This window comes from Pantoea sp. NPDC088449 (assembly GCF_044753225.1).
Classification (GTDB): Bacteria; Pseudomonadota; Gammaproteobacteria; order Enterobacterales; family Enterobacteriaceae; genus Pantoea; species Pantoea floridensis.
In genome coordinates this window covers 359,133-375,621 of the sequence record NZ_JBIVMT010000002.1, presented here as the reverse complement: position 1 = coordinate 375,621, position 16,489 = coordinate 359,133, and the positions used below count along the sequence as shown (strand labels likewise).

Genomic DNA, 16,489 nt, shown 5'->3' with positions numbered 1-16,489 from the left:
GCCTTCTCATTACGGGTAGACCTTGAATGTAAAATACTTCTGCGCCAGGTGATCGTAGGTGCCGTTGCTGTGCAACTCAGCCAGTGCGCTATTGATCAACTTAAGATTGGCATCATCACCTTTGCGCAGTCCAATTCCAACGCCGTTGCCCAGAATCTCTTTATCCACCAGCGTGGCGCTGATGACATAACCTTTGCCTTCCGGCGTGCTGAGGAAACCTTGCTCAGCGGAAACCGCATTCGCCAGGCTGGCATCAAGACGTCCTGCCACCAGATCCGGATAAATCTCCATCTGATTGGGATACGACACCACATCCACGCCCTGCGTAGCCCACTTTCCTTTGGCGTAGGTTTCCTGAATGGTGCCCTGCGCGACACCAATCTTTTTACCGCGTAACGCTTTGATGTCGCCAGTCAGCGGACTTTGCGCCGGTGTCAGCAGCGCACTGGGCGTGACGTACAGCATGTCGCTAAATGCCACCTGCTCGCGGCGTTTCTCGGTCATCGACATCGCCGAAAGAATGGCATCAAATTTCCTCGCCTGCAGCGCCGGAATGCTGCCGTCAAAACCAATCTGTACCCATTCGCATTTAACCTTGGCCTGAGCACAAATTGCGTTGCCCAGATCGATATCAAAACCCTGTAACGATCCGTCGCTGGCTTTAGACTCAAACGGTGGGAAGGTAGGATCAACACCAAAGCGCAGGGTTTGCTCGGCGAACGCCGCATGACTGAAAGCGCTCAGGGAAAGCAGTAACGCAAAGGACAAATTCTTTTTCATTGTTATCTCCAGCAGGCAGGTAAATTCACAACGGCATGCAGAGTTAATAACATGATGGAAACATTGCCACCACTAAAAAGATGGGTTTATTGCAGAGGAAATTCTTATTAAAACAGAAGGAGTTAAGCGAATTTATCTCCGGCCGTAAGAGAATCTTAATGCCGGAGAAAAAGTCACACGATGGCAGGACGTGAAACGTGCTCGGCGGCGGCTTGATTGGCTTTTGCCGCCGCATCCGACAAACTGAGTCCCGCCAGCAGCGCCTGACTCAACACGCCGACGAAACAATCGCCGGCACCATGCGTACTCACCAGCTCAACCGGGATCGCCGCCAGGCTAAATGCCGCCCCGCCCGCTTCGCATAGTGCCAGACCATGTTCACCTGCCGTTACGATCACCTGTGGAAAGCGCTGTGCCAGCGCTTGTGCCGCCTCACAGGCCGAGGTGAGATCGTTTACCGCAATCTGGCACATGTCACGCGCTTCTACCGCGTTAACGATCAGCAGTTGCACACAATCGGCCAACGCGGGTTCAATATCACGCGCCGGTGCGGCGTTAATGCATACCGCAATACCGCGCTGCTTCGCCTGCGTTGCCAGCTGCAGATTTACGCTGGCGGGCACTTCATTTTGCAACACCAGCATGCCCGCATCGCGCCACAGCGCATCACGCGTTGCGCTGGCATCAATATGCAGATTGGCATTCGACACCACCACCGCGCCGTAATCCCCTTCTGCATCGCTGATGGCCACGCTCATACCGGAAGGCATAGCCGCTAAAATTGCCACAGCCTGGGTATCAACACCCGCCGCCTGCAGCGCATGCAGTAAAAACTCGCCCTGTGCATCATCACCAACGGCGCCGACAAAACTTACCGCAGCACCCGCACGCGCCGCCGCTATCGCTTGATTGCCGCCTTTACCACCAAATTTATAACTGCAACCGCTACCGATAACCGTTTCGCCTTTTTCCGGGCGATGGTGGGCCGCCAGCATAATGTCGTAATGCAAACTGCCGGCAACAATAATTTTGTTCATGGTTTAAAAGTCCCGCAGATCCTGAACCGCTCGCTGGGTTTTCATCAGATTCGTTTCTGCCAGCTTGAGATCTTTTTTGGCAATTGCGACAAATAACGCATCAAGAATATTTAATTGCGCGATACGTGACGCAGCATTTTCACCAAGCAGATGCGATCCCTGGGATGTTGATGTAAGAACCACATGCGCATTTCGCGCAATAGGCGACTCAGCATAGTTCGTAATCGCAATAATTTTTGCGCCGTTACGTGCTGCCAATTTAATAGGATCATTTACCGCGCGCGTGGCACCGGAATGGCTGATGGCGATAACTACATCATCATCAGACAATACGGCTGCCGACATCAGCATTATATGGGCATCATCATAGGCCGTCGATTTAATACCAATCTTAAGCAACTTATGCGATAAATCGCGTGCTACGGTAGCCGAACCGCCAACCGCATAAAGATCAATATGACGCGCTTTAAATAAAATGTCTGCCGCACGGTTAAATTGCGAAATGTCCAGAATCGACAATGTTTCTTCTATTGCCTGAATCGATGTTCTAAACACTTTCGCCAGCAATTGTTCCGATGAATCATCCGGCTCAATTTCCGCATGTAAACCGGCCACTTCCGACTGATTATAATAAATCAGCCCGGTACGAAAATTACGGAAGCCGGTGAAGTTAAGCTTCTTGGTAATTTTCACAATCATCGCCTGGGAAACACCATTTTCCTCAGCAATCTCCTGCAGCGATGTTTGTTCATTTATGTCGGTTCTGGCGATAATCGCTTCTGCTACGCGTCTTTCTAGCGGCGTGAGTTGCGGTAAGCGCATGCGAATTTGAGCGCCAATGGCTCGCGGATCTTGCTTCATTACCTGCCTCGTGTCGCCCGGTCAATCAACATCGCTATGATAATGATTAGCCCGGTAGCAAGCAATTGATAAAAGGCCTGAATATTTAGTAGCGTCAAGCCATTACGCAATGCGCCAAGAATAATTGCACCAATAAGGGTGCCGACAATACTCCCTTTACCCCCCATCAGCGATGCGCCACCAATCGCCGCCGCCGCAATGGCATCGAGCTCCCACAAATTACCGATGGTGGGTTCAGCTGCACCTAAGCGGCCAATCAAAATTAATGATGCCAGTGACGCCAGCGTACCGGAAATAATATACACCGTCACTTTCGTCCTTTTTACCGGCACCCCCGCCACGCGCGCCGCTTCTTCATTACCCCCTACCGCAAGAATGTATTCGCCCAGCGGGGTTTTATTCATTACCACCCATAACAGCAGCGCAATCACCGCCACAATCACAATCGGTGTCGGCACACCTATTACCGTACTATTAATGATGCTGCGGAATTCCATCGGAATACCAAACACCGGATTACCGCCGGTATAAATCAGTGCAATGGCGCGGAATAACGATAAGCCGCCGAGCGTAACAATAAACGGCTGCAATCCTGCATAGGCGATTAAGGTGCCGCTAAATACACCACACAGCGCGCCAATCCCCAGTGTTGCCATAATCGCTACCGGCACCGGCACGCCCGCCACCATCATAGTAGCGCCCAATACCGCCGACAGCGCCGCCGTTGGACCAACGGAAAGGTCAATACCGCCCGAAATAATCACCAGCGTCATACCTAACGCAATTAAGGCGTTAATCGATGACTGCTGCAAAATATTCAGTAAGTTGGGCACGGTAAAAAAAACCGGCGATAAAAACGAAAATGTCACGACGATAATGACCAGACCGATTAACGTGCCCGCGTCGCGCAGATTAAATTTGAGCAGCGCCGACGGCGCAGTCGTAGACTGAGTAGAACTTTGCGTCATCATAGGTTAGCCTTGATAGGGTAAGCGTTAAACAGCTTCTTTAATTTCTTTAATCGCAAAGCTCGCGATATTTTCTTCGGTAATTTCTGCACCCTGCAGTTCACGGGTAATTTTGCCTTCGCGCATCACTAAAACGCGATCGGATACCCGCAGTATTTCCGTCATTTCCGAAGAGACCACCACAATAGCTTTACCTTGCTGCGCCAGTTTCTCAATCAGATTATAAATTTCTGATTTGGCGCCGATATCAATTCCCCGGGTCGGTTCATCAAATAAAAATACGTCAGCATCCGCCGCGACCCAGCGACCAATAATTACCTTCTGCTGGTTACCACCGCTCAGCGTGCCGATCGGCTTTTCGATATTCAGCGGACGCAGTTTCAGGTCAGACATCACTTCCTGCGCCACCTGGTTCAGTTTGGCTTTACGGATCAATCCGCCCAGCGTGAAGTTGCGCATCGACGGCAATGCCATATTCATCTTCACCGCGCGCGCCTTAATAATGCCCTCTTTCTTACGATCCTCCGGCACCAAACCGATACCGGCACGAATCGCCGCGCTGACGTTATGATTGCGCACCGCTTTGCCATTCACGCGCACTTCACCCGCGCTGCGTTTGTCGATCCCCGCGATAAGTTTTAATAACTCGGTTCGACCGGCGCCCACCAGCCCGGCGATGCCCAGCACTTCCCCTGCGCAAACGTTGAAGCTGGCAGGCTTGATCTCATTACCGCGCGCGACATTTTCTACCTGCAGCACCTGACGCTCGCTGGCCCAGGAGTGATGCTCCAGCTTTTCGATTTTACGCCCGACCATTTTGGCCACGATGCTCTCTTCGGTTTCATCGCAAATGTTAACCACACCAACCTGGCGTCCATCGCGCATGATGGTGGCGCGATCGCACACCTGGAAAATCTCGTTCATCTTGTGCGACACGTAAATCAGCGACACACCGGTGGATTTTAAATCTGCGATCAGTTCGGCCAGACGCTCAAACTCGCGCGGCGTCAGGCTAGAGGTCGGTTCATCCATGGCGATGATTTTGGCCTCATCCAGCAGTGCCCGGGCTATTTCTACGATCTGCTGTTGTGACACCTTAAGATTTTTAATCGGCTCAGCCGGGTTAATACTCGGATCAAGCTGCTTGAGAATGTGCACCGCACGCGCCAGCTGCGCACGCTTATCCACGAAAAATCCCTTTAGCGTGGTGAGCGGGCGACCAAGAAACATATTCTGGGCTACGGAGAGCTCAGGAACATGCTGTAACTCCTGATGAATCATGGCGATGCCGGCATGCCGTGCGCTTAGCGGATTCTTCATCTGCACCTGTTGGCCGTTGACATAAATTTCACCACTGTCAGCAGAGCGCACGCCGGAAAGGATGTTGAGGAGCGTCGATTTCCCCGCCCCGTTCTCACCAATCAGCGCGTGTACTTCACCTGGCCGCACCATAAAATCTACCTCTTGCAGCGCCGCAGCGCTGCCGTAGGTTTTTGTGATACCGCGCATCATTAAGCGATACTGTTCCATACGCTCTCCGCCTGTTTTATTGCTGAGCCAGCAGCTGACGCAGTTTGTCGTTGTCTTTGGTCGAAAACGCCTCGGCGTTATCTTTGGTGATCAGCGCCTGCGGCGTAGTCACCACGCGCGACAGTTTTTGGCCAGCGATCAGGCGCAGGATCACTTCTGTCGCCACTTCGCCGGTCAGCACCGGGAAGCTATCCACCGTACCGGTCAATTCACCGCGTTTGATGGAGGCATACGCATCTGAAATGCCATCAGTACCGAACACTGCTGTTTGTTTGGATTTATTCTGCGCGCTCACCGCTTCAACGACGCCTAAGGCCATGGTGTCGTTGTTGGCATAGAAACCGATCAAATCGGGATGCTGCTGCAGAATGGTTGAGGCCGCGTTGAACGCCTGCTCGCGGCTCCAGTTGGCGGGCACGCTGGCCACAATGTTGAATTTGCCATTAGCCTGCAACGTCTCCTTGAAACCGGCGGTGCGCTGGCCCGCAGCATAGACGCCCGGCTGGCCTTCAATCACCGCCACCTTGCCGCCTTGCGGATGGTGCTGGATAAACCATTTTGCCACGCGTGCCCCGTTATCTTTCTGCACGTTGCCCACGTAATACTGCGCACTGGGCACCACCGCATCGTTAACGTTCACCACCGGAATGCCTTTACTGCTGGCACTCTCCAGCGCCGGTTCGAGGTTGATATCGGTTTGCGGCGAGACCAGCAGGCCATTAAATCCCTGCGCGATCAGCGTTTCAGCAATCGACAGCTGACCGAGCTGATCGTCCTCATTGGCCGCTGCCTGATACGCCACGGTGAAGCCATATTTCTTCGCGACGTTTTGATAGCCTTCGCCGAGGGAACGCCAGTATTCGTTGGTCAACGTTTTCGATACGCCGCCAATTTTCAGTTTGGCATCGACTTTCGGCATCGGGCCGTACTTGCTTTCCAGTTGCGTCCAGTCGGTGCGATCGGGTTCAGAATCGGATTTCAGCGGCGGCAATGTGGCGGCGTAAACGCTGGAGCACAATAACGCGGTGGTAAGGACAGAGAGTAAGCGCTTTTTCATGGTGTTAGCCTTTTTATAGTTTTCGCGTGACGTTGAAGTTGTTTCATTAACGAGCCAGCATGATGTCATTGACAATTTGCTGCGATGACACGGCATCCTGGCGACCGATCGCCTCCTCCAGCGCCGGATTATTATTGAGTTTTTCGCACAGTTTCAGCAGACGGGTAACGGTCGCAATATTGATCTCAGCTTCGCGAATCGGATCCAGACCGCTGGCGTCGGGGAAGGTATCGAAGTAGTACGCGCCTTGATAACCATCACGCTGCATCTGCCAGAGGAACTCTAGCGTGGCGCGCGGATTGACTGAACCGGCCATCAAACCGTCATCGCGCTTGCCCCAGCCATCGTTGAGATCCAATCCAAGCAAACGCGAACGGCGCGCCACCATGGCCGCAGCAAAGGCCGGAATTTCGTTGGCAAACAGCACATGGGCGAAATCCAGCGTAATGCCGAGGTTGGCGCAACCGGCCTCTTCCACCGCCAGCAGGCAGGTGGTGGCATTCGGGAAGATGCTGTAGGCGCGCGGTTCGTTGGGTTTGTATTCGATGCTAACGTCGATATCTGGCGCATACTCCGCCACTTCACGCACCGCGTTCACTGCGTCTTCCCACATTTTTTTATAGTCAGCCTGGAAGCAGTAATCGAAGCCGTCCTGCCCCATCCACAGTGTCATTAAACGTGAACCGAATTCGCGACCGGCGTCGATACCGCGCTTAGTCAGCTCGATAGCTTCGCGACGAATCTTTGCATCCGGGTTGGTAAAGGCACCAATTTTGAACTGCGGCGCATCCCAACGCATCTGCATGCCGTTAACGGCTAAACCGGCATCGTCAATCGCCTGGCGCATGGTGTGGATATCCGTGGCGATGTGCTGCGGATAGTTGAGGTCCAGATGCGTGAGCCCCTGCACTTTTCCTGCACGCGCAATCATCTGTAAAACAGAAGGTTTTCCCTGAAGATCTGGCCAGTAAAGATGCGCCCCAGAGGCGAATGAGTTCAAACGTGTAGCAAACTTTAATTCGGACATGAGGAAGGACCCTTCGTGACAAGTTGTAATGTACTTTCCTTCTTCACGATTATTTGTGAAGTTATGGAATAAATTACATAGCCACCGCTATTTGGCAAGCAGTGACGCTCAGAAACTATTCAAAGTGAGAGGGTCTTCACGAAATTCTTGATCAGTTGCGCGGGATCGACAGACGCGTTTCGGTCGATGTCATTCTTTTGTCATAACTCGCTCACGCTGATGTCAGTGCCCTTTTCATATCCTGTAGGTCAACCTTCGCAATCAGGATTAACAAGATGAAAATGAACAAACTGACTCTCGCAGCGGGCATGCTGCTGGCTATCGCAGGCGGCGCAGCACAAGCGCAGGCGCAACCGATTAACAATATTGTGCTGGTGCATGGCGCCTTCGTTGGCGGTGCAGGCTGGCGTCCGGTGTACGATCGGTTGACGCACGATGGCTATAAAGTGACGCTGGTGCAGGAGCCGCTGACCGGCTTCCCGGAAGATGTTACAGCGACGCGTCGCATTATCGATCAGCAAAATGGGCCAGTGATTTTAGTAGGACACAGTTACGGCGGCGCGATCATCAGTGAAGCCGGTAACGACAATAAAGTGGCGGGCCTGGTCTACATCGCCGCCCACGCGCTGGATAACGGCGAAACGGAAGCCAGCAACGGCAAAAAATTCCCCAATAGCGCGCATCCGTTCGCGAAATCGAGTGACGGTTATCTGACTATCGCGCTAGAAAATTACCACAGCGATTTCGCTGCCGATTTGCCTGCCGCCCAGGCTGATTTTGAAGCCCATGCGCAAATGCCAACCAATTCGGCCGTTTTCACCGCCAACATTCCTGACCCGGCATGGAAGACCAAGCCTAGCTGGTACATGGTGGCGAAAGCTGACAAAATCATCAGTCCCGATCTGGAGCGCATGTACGCCAAACGCGCGCACAGCCACACGGTGGAAATTGCCGGTGCCAGCCATTCGGTTTACCAGTCGCATCCTGATGATGTTGCAAAATTAATTGAACAAGCGGCGCAGCACGCGCAACCCTAAATCCCCTTTCCCGCGGAGAAGCGCATGAAAATTTTGGTGATTGAAGACGAAGCCAAAGCGCGCGATTACATGCGCAAAGGATTGACGGAAGCGGGATTCATCGTGGATGTGGCGGAAAACGGTCAGGATGGCGTGTTCTATGCGCAGGAGCATCATTACGACTTGATATTACTCGACGTTATGATGCCCGGCATGGACGGTTGGCAAGTGATGGCGGCGCTGGATAAACAAATCCACACGCCGGTCATCTTCCTCACCGCGAAAAGCACGCTGGAAGATCGGATAAAAGGGCTAGAACTAGGCGCAGATGATTATCTGGTAAAACCCTTCTCGTTCGCAGAACTACTGGCACGCGTCCGCACGCAACTGCGGCGCGGCAGTCAGCAAAAGCTGCCGGATACGCTGCGGCTTGCCGATTTGCAGCTTGATATTTTAAAGCGCCGCGTTGAACGCGGCGGTCAGCGTATCGATCTCACCAACAAAGAGTTCAATTTACTGCATCTGTTCATGCTGCATCCGGGCGAAGTGCTGACGCGCACCGTCATTGCTTCCCGCGTGTGGGACATGAATTTTGATAGTGATACCAATGTGGTGGATGTGGCGGTGAAACGTCTGCGGCAAAAAATTGACGGCCCGTTTGAGCCGCCGCTGATTCACACCGTGCACGGCGTCGGTTATCGCTGCGAAGCCGAATCATGAAGAAACCTTCCCTCGCCGCGCGACTGTCGCTGTTGTTGAGCGCGACGGTGATTGTCATTTTTTCCCTCAGCGGTATCGCGCTCTATCACTCCCTGGCGCTGCAAATTGGCGTGCGCGACGATGCGGCGCTGCTCAATCGTATCGATCAAATCCGCACCCTGCTGCGCGATGAAGATGCCGTGACGCTGATCCAGCAGAAACCCCGCTTATTCGCCAACATGCTTGGTAATACCGAGTCGCTGCTGGTGCTGCGCTTTCCCGGCCAGCCGCCGCTGATTGTGGTCAACCCTGGTCAACGTCCGCTTCCTGCCATTACGCCGGTCGCTGCAGATCAACCGTTGTCGCTTGCGTCGGTACATCATCTGGCTGCCGAAGACGGTACACCGTTTATCTCGGCGGCGGCGCTAACGCCCACGCGCGATGGCAGCGGACAGATCGAGATCGTTACTGGCCGCCTGATGAGCGATCGCACGCAAACGCTCAACAGCTATCGCAATCAAATCGTCCTCACCACTGCGCTGGCGGCGTTGCTGGTGGCGGCGATCAGCGTTTGGCTGGTGCGGCGCGGTCTCATTCCGCTCCGACGTTTGGCGGCGCAGGCGGATGCGATTGATGTGCGCCATTTGTCGCAGCGCATGCCCGATCAAGCCCCAGCAGAACTGCAGCCGCTGGTCGCGGCGTTTAATCAGATGCTGAGCCGCCTTGAAAGCGGTTATCAGCAGTTGAGCCAGGTGTCGGCGGATATGGCGCACGATCTGCGCACGCCCATTAATACGCTGATGGGACAGACCGAAGTGGCACTTAGCCAGACGCGCAGCATCGACGATTATCAGGCGCTGCTCGGCTCTAATTACGAAGAGCTGGAGCGACTGGCGAAGATGATCGACAACATGCTGTTTTTGGCGAAAGCGGAAGATGCCAGCCAGGCAATGGATGTGCAAAACATCGATCTGGCGGTGCTGGGTGAGAAATTGCAGGAGTACTTTGACGGCATGGCAGAAGAACAGGCGATGCAACTGGAGATGGCGCTGCACGGCGAGCTGCATGCCGACGCGCACCTGCTGCAGCGCGCGCTAGCCAATCTGATTGCGAATGCGCTGCGCTATGGCGATCGTCATACCACCATCCGTATTTTCAATCACGGCACGACATTGGTAGTGGAAAATCGAGGCCCCGCGCTCAGTGGCGAACAGCAGGCGCGCATCTTTGATCGCTTCTGGCGCGCCGATCCATCACGTCATCAGGGCTGCAGCGGATTGGGATTATCGATCGTGCGCAGCATTATGCGCCTGCATCAGGGAAGCTGCGAGGTGCACAGCGAGCATGGCGTGAACCGCTTTACGCTGCGATTTCCTTAGCGTAAGTGCAGCCGTTGAAACGGTGCGCATCAATGCGCACCCTACGACAGTCAAATAAAGGTGAAAATCTCTTCACGCGGCAAACGTGATTTTGGCAGCGCAGCGTTGAAATCCGCATCGCTGCGGTAGCCTAGTGACACCAGCACCACGCTGGTGAAACCTTTCTCGCGCAGTCCCAGCGCCTGATCCAGTGCGCGCGGGTCAAAACCTTCCATTGGAGTGGCATCAATCCCTAACATTGCGGCGCCCAGCAGCAGGCCACCCAGCGCCAGATAAACCTGTTTTTCCATCCACTGCGGCACATCACGCTGCTCGTAACGATGCATATCAACATAGCTACGACGGCTCTTATCCTGCCCGGCTTTACCCTCCGGCTTAGCAAAACGTCCGTCCGCTTCTTCCTGTGCCAGCACATGTTGCAGATGTGCTTCATCCAAATCGGTACGCATGCACAGCGCAATAACGTGGGAAGCGTTCAGTACTTTCGGACTGTTATAGACGAACGCGCCGTCGGTAGATTTTGCCATCTGCTCACGGCCCGCCGCAGTGGACGCCACCACAAAGTGCCACGGCTGTGAATTGACCGATGATGGGCTGTTGCGCAGCACGTTTAGCAGGGTTTCGATTTCGTCCTGCGGCAGGCTTTTACCGCCCTCAAAGGCTTTTACGGTGTGACGACGGGCAACGGCATCATTGAGTGTCATGTCAGATTCCTTGTTTTCGGATCAATAAAATTCTGGTGTCGACATTGCGCGATAAATCGCGCCGCTACAGCAGCGTGCAGTTATCTGTAGCGGCGCAATTTATTGCGCATGGTTAAAACTTAAAACCCGCTCAGCACAATCTTGCCGCGCGCGCGTCCGCTCTCGATCAGCGCGTGGGCCTGGCGTAAATTAGCGGCATTAATCGTGCCGTGATGTTCTCCCGCCGTGGTTTGCAGGGTTTTATCATCGATTAACTGGCTCACGCGCTGCAGAATCTCATGCTGACGCTGCATATCAGCGGTGTGGAACAGCGAGCGGGTAAACATCAATTCCCAGTGCAGCGAAATAGCTTTGCGCTTCAGTGGAACCGCATCCAGCGTCTCCGGGTCGTCAATTAACGCCAATTTACCCTGCGGCGCAATGACATCGATCAGTTGCGCGTAATAGCTGTCGGTGTGGGTTAAAGAAACGACATAGCGCACCTCTTTATGCCCAATCGCTTCCAGCTGCTCACCAAGCGGACGATGGTGATCAATCACATGATGCGCCCCCAGCTTACGCACCCAATCCGCCGTTTCCGGACGCGATGCCGTGCCAATTACCGTCAGTTTGGTCAGCTTGCTGGCAAGCTGCGTCAGGATCGATCCGACGCCGCCGCCCGCGCCAATAATCAGTAAGGCCGCGTCATCTTCAGCTTGCACTTCCAGTCGATCAAACAGCAATTCCCAAGCCGTGAGGGATGTCAGCGGCAGCGCGGCGGCATCGGCATCATTCAATGAGCGTGGTTTATGCCCGGCGATGCGCTCGTCCACCAGCCCATATTCGGCGTAGCTGCCAGCGCGGGTAATATCACCGGCGTAGAACACGTTGTCACCGGGCTGGAACAGCGTGACATCCGCGCCAATCGCTTCCACTACGCCAACCGCATCCCAGCCCAGAATGCGCGGCTTATCGGTGGGCGCACCTGCACGCACTTTGGTATCCACGGGGTTCACCGCGATGGCGTGAATTTTTACAAGCAGATCGCGTGCGCCTGGCGATGGCTTTTCTACGTCGAGTTCATACAGCGCATTTTCATCAGAAATCGGTAAACCGTTTTGGCTATAAACAATGGCTTTCATCAGGCAGATCCTTATTTAACAGCAGTTTTCATGCGATAGATTCAGCATAACGGGCCGTTACGCAATGAAAAATGCCCCTTGCAGGTGAACACTTTCACTTTTAGAGTGAAAATCCGTTTTTACTCCTTTCACTGAGAAGCAGATGATCCGTCTGGAAGATGTCACGCTGTTTGTCCGCTCTGCCGCCCTCGGTAGCTTTTCCCGCGCGGCGCGCGAGGTGAACTTATTGCCCGGTCAGGTGAGCGCGGCGATTCAGCGGCTGGAACGCGATTTAGATCGCCGCTTATTCGCCCGCTCCACGCGCAGCCTGCGTTTAACCGCGGAAGGGGAAAAGTATTTGCCCTATGCGCAGGAGATGCTGGCCCTGATGCAGGCCGGAGCCGACAGTTTGCAGAGCGATGAAGATGCGCTGAGCGGCGAGCTTAAAATCGCGCTGCCTTCGGACATTGGCCGCAACATCTTGCTGCCGTTGATTACCGGCTTCTGCCGCGCGCATCCGGCACTGGCGGTGCGGCTCGCTTTTTCCGATCAGATCAGCGACGTGTTTCGCGATCCGGTGGATATCGCCATTCGCTACGGCAAGCTGGAAGACAGCAGTTACGTTGCGCTGCCGCTGGCGGAGGATAATCGCCGCGTGATGGTGGCATCGCCCGATTACCTCGATCGCCATGGTCGCCCGCAAAGGCTGGAAGAGATTGCCCAGCATCATCACTGCCTGCTGTTTATTATGGGCGGACACGTTTACGACAAATGGGCTTTCCCGCAGGAAGGCATGCGGCGGCAAATTACGGTTAAAAGCCGCATGCTGTGTGATGATGCGGAGGTTGCCCGCCGCTGGGCCATCGCGGGCATGGGCATCGCCTATAAATCCTGGATTGATGTGTATGAGGATGTGCTTGCAGGAAGGTTGGAGATGGTGCTGCCGGAGATGCCGGGTGAAAGTACCCCGCTGCACCTTATCTGCCCGCACCGTAAACAGTTTTCTCCGGCGATCCGTGCCTTACATAGCCTACTGCGCGAGCATCTGCGCGCGATAACAGCGCGGCTGTAACTGCTGTGACATCTGCACCTGTTACAGCTGTAACACTGATACTGTTCACGCTCACGCGCTTAATTTTTACTTATTGATTTTATTAGTCTTGTTAACCCCTAGCGGCTGGCACGCTTTTCGCACTCTCCTTTTGAGCTTCTGCACCGGCCACCTGCGTGGCAATGGACAGAACCACAGCCAGACTCAAGGAGAAAATAATGAAAGCGGCACGTTGGTATAAAGCACGCGACATTCGCGTAGATGAGATTGAAGAACCCCAGGTTTCAGCCGGTAAGGTTAAAATTAAAGTGGCGTGGACCGGTATTTGCGGCAGCGATTTGCATGAATATCTTGCCGGTCCGATTTTTGTACCTGTCGACCATCCGCACAAAATCAGCCATGACATCGCCCCAATCGTGATGGGCCACGAGTTTTCTGGCGAAGTGGTGGAAGTGGGTGCCGGCGTGACGAAAGTGAAAGCGGGCGATCGTGTGGTGGTCGAGCCGATTCTTTCCTGCGGCGAATGCGCTGCCTGTCGCGAAGGTAAATACAACCTGTGTGGCGATCTCGGCTTCCATGGTTTATCCGGCGGCGGCGGCGGCTTCTCAAGCTTTACCGTGGTAGCGGAGCACATGGTGCATCGCATGCCAGATGCTCTCTCATACGAGCAAGGGGCGCTGGTTGAACCGGCGGCGGTGGCCCTTCACGCCGTGCGCATGAGCAAACTGAAAGCCGGCGATAAAGCCGCTGTATTTGGTGCCGGTCCGATTGGCTTGCTGGTGATTGAAGCGCTGCGCGCGGCAGGCGCCGCCGAAATCTATGTGGTGGAGCTTTCGCAACAGCGCGGTGAGAAAGCGCGCGAGCTGGGCGCTAACGTGGTCATCGATCCGAGTAAAGACGATGCGGTAGCGAAAATCCGTGAGCTGAGCAAGGGCGGCGTCGATGTCGCGTTTGAGGTCACCGGCGTACCGGTAGTGCTGAAGCAGTGCATCGACAGTACCCGCTATGAAGGCGAAACCATCATCGTGTCTATTTGGGAAGGTGAAGCATCATTCCATCCGAATAAAGTGGTGTTAGCAGAGCGCAACGTGAAAGGCATCATCGCCTATCGCCATATTTTTCCGGCGGTGATGGAGCTGATGGTTCAGGGCTATTTCCAGGCGGAAAAACTGGTCACTAAACGCATTGAGTTGGCCGATCTGGTCGAGCAGGGATTTGAAGCGCTGGTGAAAGAGAAGCAGCAGGTGAAAATTCTGGTTCGTCCCCCGCAGTAATCGCCAGCCATGGGTCGCCATAAATGGCGGCCCATGGGACAGGCAGCGAAAGATTAAGGCGTTATGCGTCTTTGCGGTTAATACCGAATTTTCCCATTCGACGATACAGCGTCATGCGGCTAATCCCCAGCTGACGCGCCGCCTCGCTTTGATTCCAACCCACGGCGTTGAGTTGCCGCCGCAGCGCTTCTGCTTCGCCACTCAGCGATAAGGGCGCGACGGATTGCGGCAGCTGTAACGCATCAGGCAGATCTGCACGCTGAATCATTCCCTGTTGACACATCGCCTGAGCATATTGCAGCGCATGATGTAGCTCGCGCAAATTGCCCGGCCAGGAATAACAACACAGCGTCTGGCGCGCAGCATCACTGATTAACGCCTTGCCGTTTAGCATCTGGTCGATCAACCTATTAATATCCTGGCGTGCGCGCAGCGGCGGTAGCGTGATAGTCGCGCCCTGTAAGCGATACAGCAGATCCTCACGGAATGCTCCCTGCGCCACCCGCTCGGTGAGCGCATGGTGAGAAGCGGAGATCACGCGGAGATCGACTTTCTGCGCCTGACGTGCGCCAATCGGCAGCACTTCCTGCTCCGCCAGCACGCGCAGCAAACGCGTTTGCATCTCCAGCGGCATATCGCCAATTTCATCAAGGAATAACGTACCGCCGTGCGCGGCCTGAATCAGCCCGCTGCGCGCGCGATTGCCGGCTCCCGAAAAACTGCCGGGCAGATAGCCAAACAGCTCACTCTCAATTAATGTCGCCGGAATTGCCGCACAGTTGATTGCGATAAAGGGCCCTTTCCGCCGCGAACTGGCCTGATGGAAAGCGCGCGCAAAATACTCTTTGCCGCAGCCGGTTTCACCTTGTACCAACACATTGAGCGGTGTATTAAGCAAACGCGTCGCGCGCTGTAATTGCCGATCAAGCTGCGTATCGCCGCCGCTGAGCGCCGCCAGGGCTGGCGCCGTTTTCACCTCGGCCGATCGGATGCGCGGCGCGGCAGGTGGCTGCGTACGGGCAAAGAAACGCTGCTCGCCTCTGATGTCTTCTAACTGATGGACTTCGGAAGCATTTAACCAACTCGGCAGCTGATCGATAGAAGTGCGGAATAGCGCTGAAAGGGGGGATCCGAGAAGATCATCGCGCCCAGAAAACAGCTGGCGCGCCGGCTGATTCATGCCTACCAGCTGTCCGGAAACATCAAACGCCAGAAGGTATTCAGGATGTACATCGGCCCATGCATACGTGCGACTGAGTTTGAGAATCCAGTCCTGACGATGGCGATGTAAAAGCCATGCGTTTTCAATCCGTCGGGCCTGCCCCAGCGCCAACTGCATCACCAAATGCTGACTGCTGCGTGGCTGTGGCGATGTTAACGCGGAGATATCCAGTACCGCCTGCATCACCCCTTGCGAATCAAACAGCGGCACCGCGCTGCAGGTGAGCGGAATATGGGTGGCATCGAAGTGGTCAGTTTGATGCACGGTGATCGCGCTGCCAGTGGCAAGCGCCGTGCCCACCGCACAGGTACCTGATAACGCTTCAGACCATTGTGAACCGAGGAATAATCCCGCACGCCGCAAACTGACCTCCGCGTTGGCATCGCCGAGGTAATCCACCGCGACGCCCTGTGCATCGGCCAGCAGTAGAATATAGCCAGCGGGCGCAATCTGCTGATAAAGCGTCTGCAAACCGTGCTGAGCGACAAAGCGCAGCTCATCCAACTGCTGACGATGCTCAAGCAGTTGATGTGCCGGCAGAATACGCGCGTCCTGCAGGCGAGCGGGATCCAGTCCATGCTCACTGACACAGCGTAACCATGAAGCCTGCACCGCCTCCTCTTGCGGATTAACCACGCGGGCAGCATTACGGTTCTCGATTCGGGCAACTACATTGGCAATGTGTTCACGCTGGCTTAGGTTCACAGCGACTCTCCTGCATCAGCGCGCTATACACGCCAGTTTAAAGCGGAACCACAGCATAGCGGATTAACATCTAAATAAC

15 protein-coding genes are annotated in these 16,489 nt (G+C 54.7%); 5 read left to right on the top strand and 10 right to left on the bottom strand.

The window, feature by feature from the left end:
- Positions 1-9: 9 nt before the first annotated feature.
- The 7 genes from ACIP6T_RS12975 to ACIP6T_RS12945 form a co-directional block, all read right to left on the bottom strand.
- Complete coding sequence (locus ACIP6T_RS12975) at positions 10-780, bottom strand: transporter substrate-binding domain-containing protein (RefSeq protein ID WP_400457557.1); 771 nt, start codon at positions 778-780, stop codon at positions 10-12.
- A 173-nt stretch (positions 781-953) separates the two neighbouring features.
- Complete coding sequence (locus ACIP6T_RS12970) at positions 954-1,817, bottom strand: PfkB family carbohydrate kinase (protein WP_097098027.1); 864 nt, start codon at positions 1,815-1,817, stop codon at positions 954-956.
- Positions 1,818-1,820: 3 nt separating this feature from the next.
- Positions 1,821-2,678, bottom strand: coding sequence for a MurR/RpiR family transcriptional regulator (locus tag ACIP6T_RS12965; protein WP_097098028.1), 858 nt, complete (start codon positions 2,676-2,678; stop codon positions 1,821-1,823).
- Positions 2,678-3,649: an ABC transporter permease gene (locus tag ACIP6T_RS12960; protein ID WP_097098029.1), complete on the bottom strand. Its 972-nt coding sequence runs from the start codon at positions 3,647-3,649 to the stop codon at positions 2,678-2,680. The genes ACIP6T_RS12965 and ACIP6T_RS12960 overlap by 1 nt, the downstream gene beginning before the upstream one ends.
- A 24-nt stretch (positions 3,650-3,673) precedes the next feature.
- Positions 3,674-5,176, bottom strand: a complete 1,503-nt coding sequence (locus tag ACIP6T_RS12955) for a sugar ABC transporter ATP-binding protein (protein ID WP_400457554.1) — start codon at positions 5,174-5,176, stop codon at positions 3,674-3,676.
- A gap of 16 nt (positions 5,177-5,192) precedes the next feature.
- Entirely contained in the window at positions 5,193-6,233 is a 1,041-nt protein-coding gene (locus ACIP6T_RS12950) for a substrate-binding domain-containing protein (RefSeq protein WP_097098031.1), read from the bottom strand.
- 46 nt (positions 6,234-6,279) lie between these two features.
- The gene (locus tag ACIP6T_RS12945; protein WP_400457552.1) at positions 6,280-7,260 is read right to left on the bottom strand and encodes a TIM barrel protein; all 981 of its coding nucleotides are present in this window, start codon (positions 7,258-7,260) and stop codon (positions 6,280-6,282) included.
- A gap of 275 nt (positions 7,261-7,535) precedes the next feature.
- On the opposite strand from ACIP6T_RS12945, the gene ACIP6T_RS12940 reads away from it, so the two are divergent.
- The 3 genes from ACIP6T_RS12940 to ACIP6T_RS12930 are packed head-to-tail and all read left to right on the top strand — an operon-like array spanning position 7,536 to position 10,354.
- Positions 7,536-8,297 (top strand): alpha/beta hydrolase, encoded by a 762-nt coding sequence (locus ACIP6T_RS12940; RefSeq protein WP_400457550.1) that lies wholly within the window; start codon positions 7,536-7,538, stop codon positions 8,295-8,297.
- 24 nt (positions 8,298-8,321) lie between these two features.
- Positions 8,322-8,996, top strand: coding sequence for a heavy metal response regulator transcription factor (locus ACIP6T_RS12935; protein ID WP_345830551.1), 675 nt, complete (start codon positions 8,322-8,324; stop codon positions 8,994-8,996).
- On the top strand, positions 8,993-10,354 hold the full coding sequence (locus ACIP6T_RS12930) for a heavy metal sensor histidine kinase (RefSeq protein ID WP_400457548.1): 1,362 nt from the start codon (positions 8,993-8,995) through the stop codon (positions 10,352-10,354). Before ACIP6T_RS12935 ends, ACIP6T_RS12930 begins: the two co-directional genes overlap by 4 nt.
- Positions 10,355-10,404: 50 nt before the next feature.
- On the opposite strand, the gene nfsB is transcribed toward ACIP6T_RS12930, so the two are convergent.
- Together nfsB and ACIP6T_RS12920 are read right to left on the bottom strand one after the other, a co-directional pair.
- The gene (gene nfsB / locus ACIP6T_RS12925; protein ID WP_097098036.1) at positions 10,405-11,058 is read right to left on the bottom strand and encodes an oxygen-insensitive NAD(P)H nitroreductase; all 654 of its coding nucleotides are present in this window, start codon (positions 11,056-11,058) and stop codon (positions 10,405-10,407) included.
- 119 nt (positions 11,059-11,177) lie between these two features.
- A complete protein-coding gene (locus tag ACIP6T_RS12920; RefSeq protein ID WP_345830545.1) occupies positions 11,178-12,179 on the bottom strand; it encodes a zinc-binding alcohol dehydrogenase family protein in 1,002 nt (333 codons plus the stop codon).
- A 142-nt stretch (positions 12,180-12,321) separates the two neighbouring features.
- On the opposite strand from ACIP6T_RS12920, the gene ACIP6T_RS12915 reads away from it, so the two are divergent.
- Entirely contained in the window at positions 12,322-13,230 is a 909-nt protein-coding gene (locus ACIP6T_RS12915) for a LysR family transcriptional regulator (RefSeq protein WP_400457545.1), read from the top strand.
- Between the two features lie 197 nt (positions 13,231-13,427).
- Positions 13,428-14,483, top strand: a complete 1,056-nt coding sequence (locus ACIP6T_RS12910; protein ID WP_400457543.1) for a 2,3-butanediol dehydrogenase — start codon at positions 13,428-13,430, stop codon at positions 14,481-14,483.
- A gap of 61 nt (positions 14,484-14,544) precedes the next feature.
- Here ACIP6T_RS12910 and ACIP6T_RS12905 read toward each other — a convergent pair whose 3' ends face one another.
- Positions 14,545-16,410 (bottom strand): sigma-54-dependent Fis family transcriptional regulator, encoded by a 1,866-nt coding sequence (locus ACIP6T_RS12905; RefSeq protein ID WP_400457541.1) that lies wholly within the window; start codon positions 16,408-16,410, stop codon positions 14,545-14,547.
- Positions 16,411-16,489: the final 79 nt, after the last annotated feature.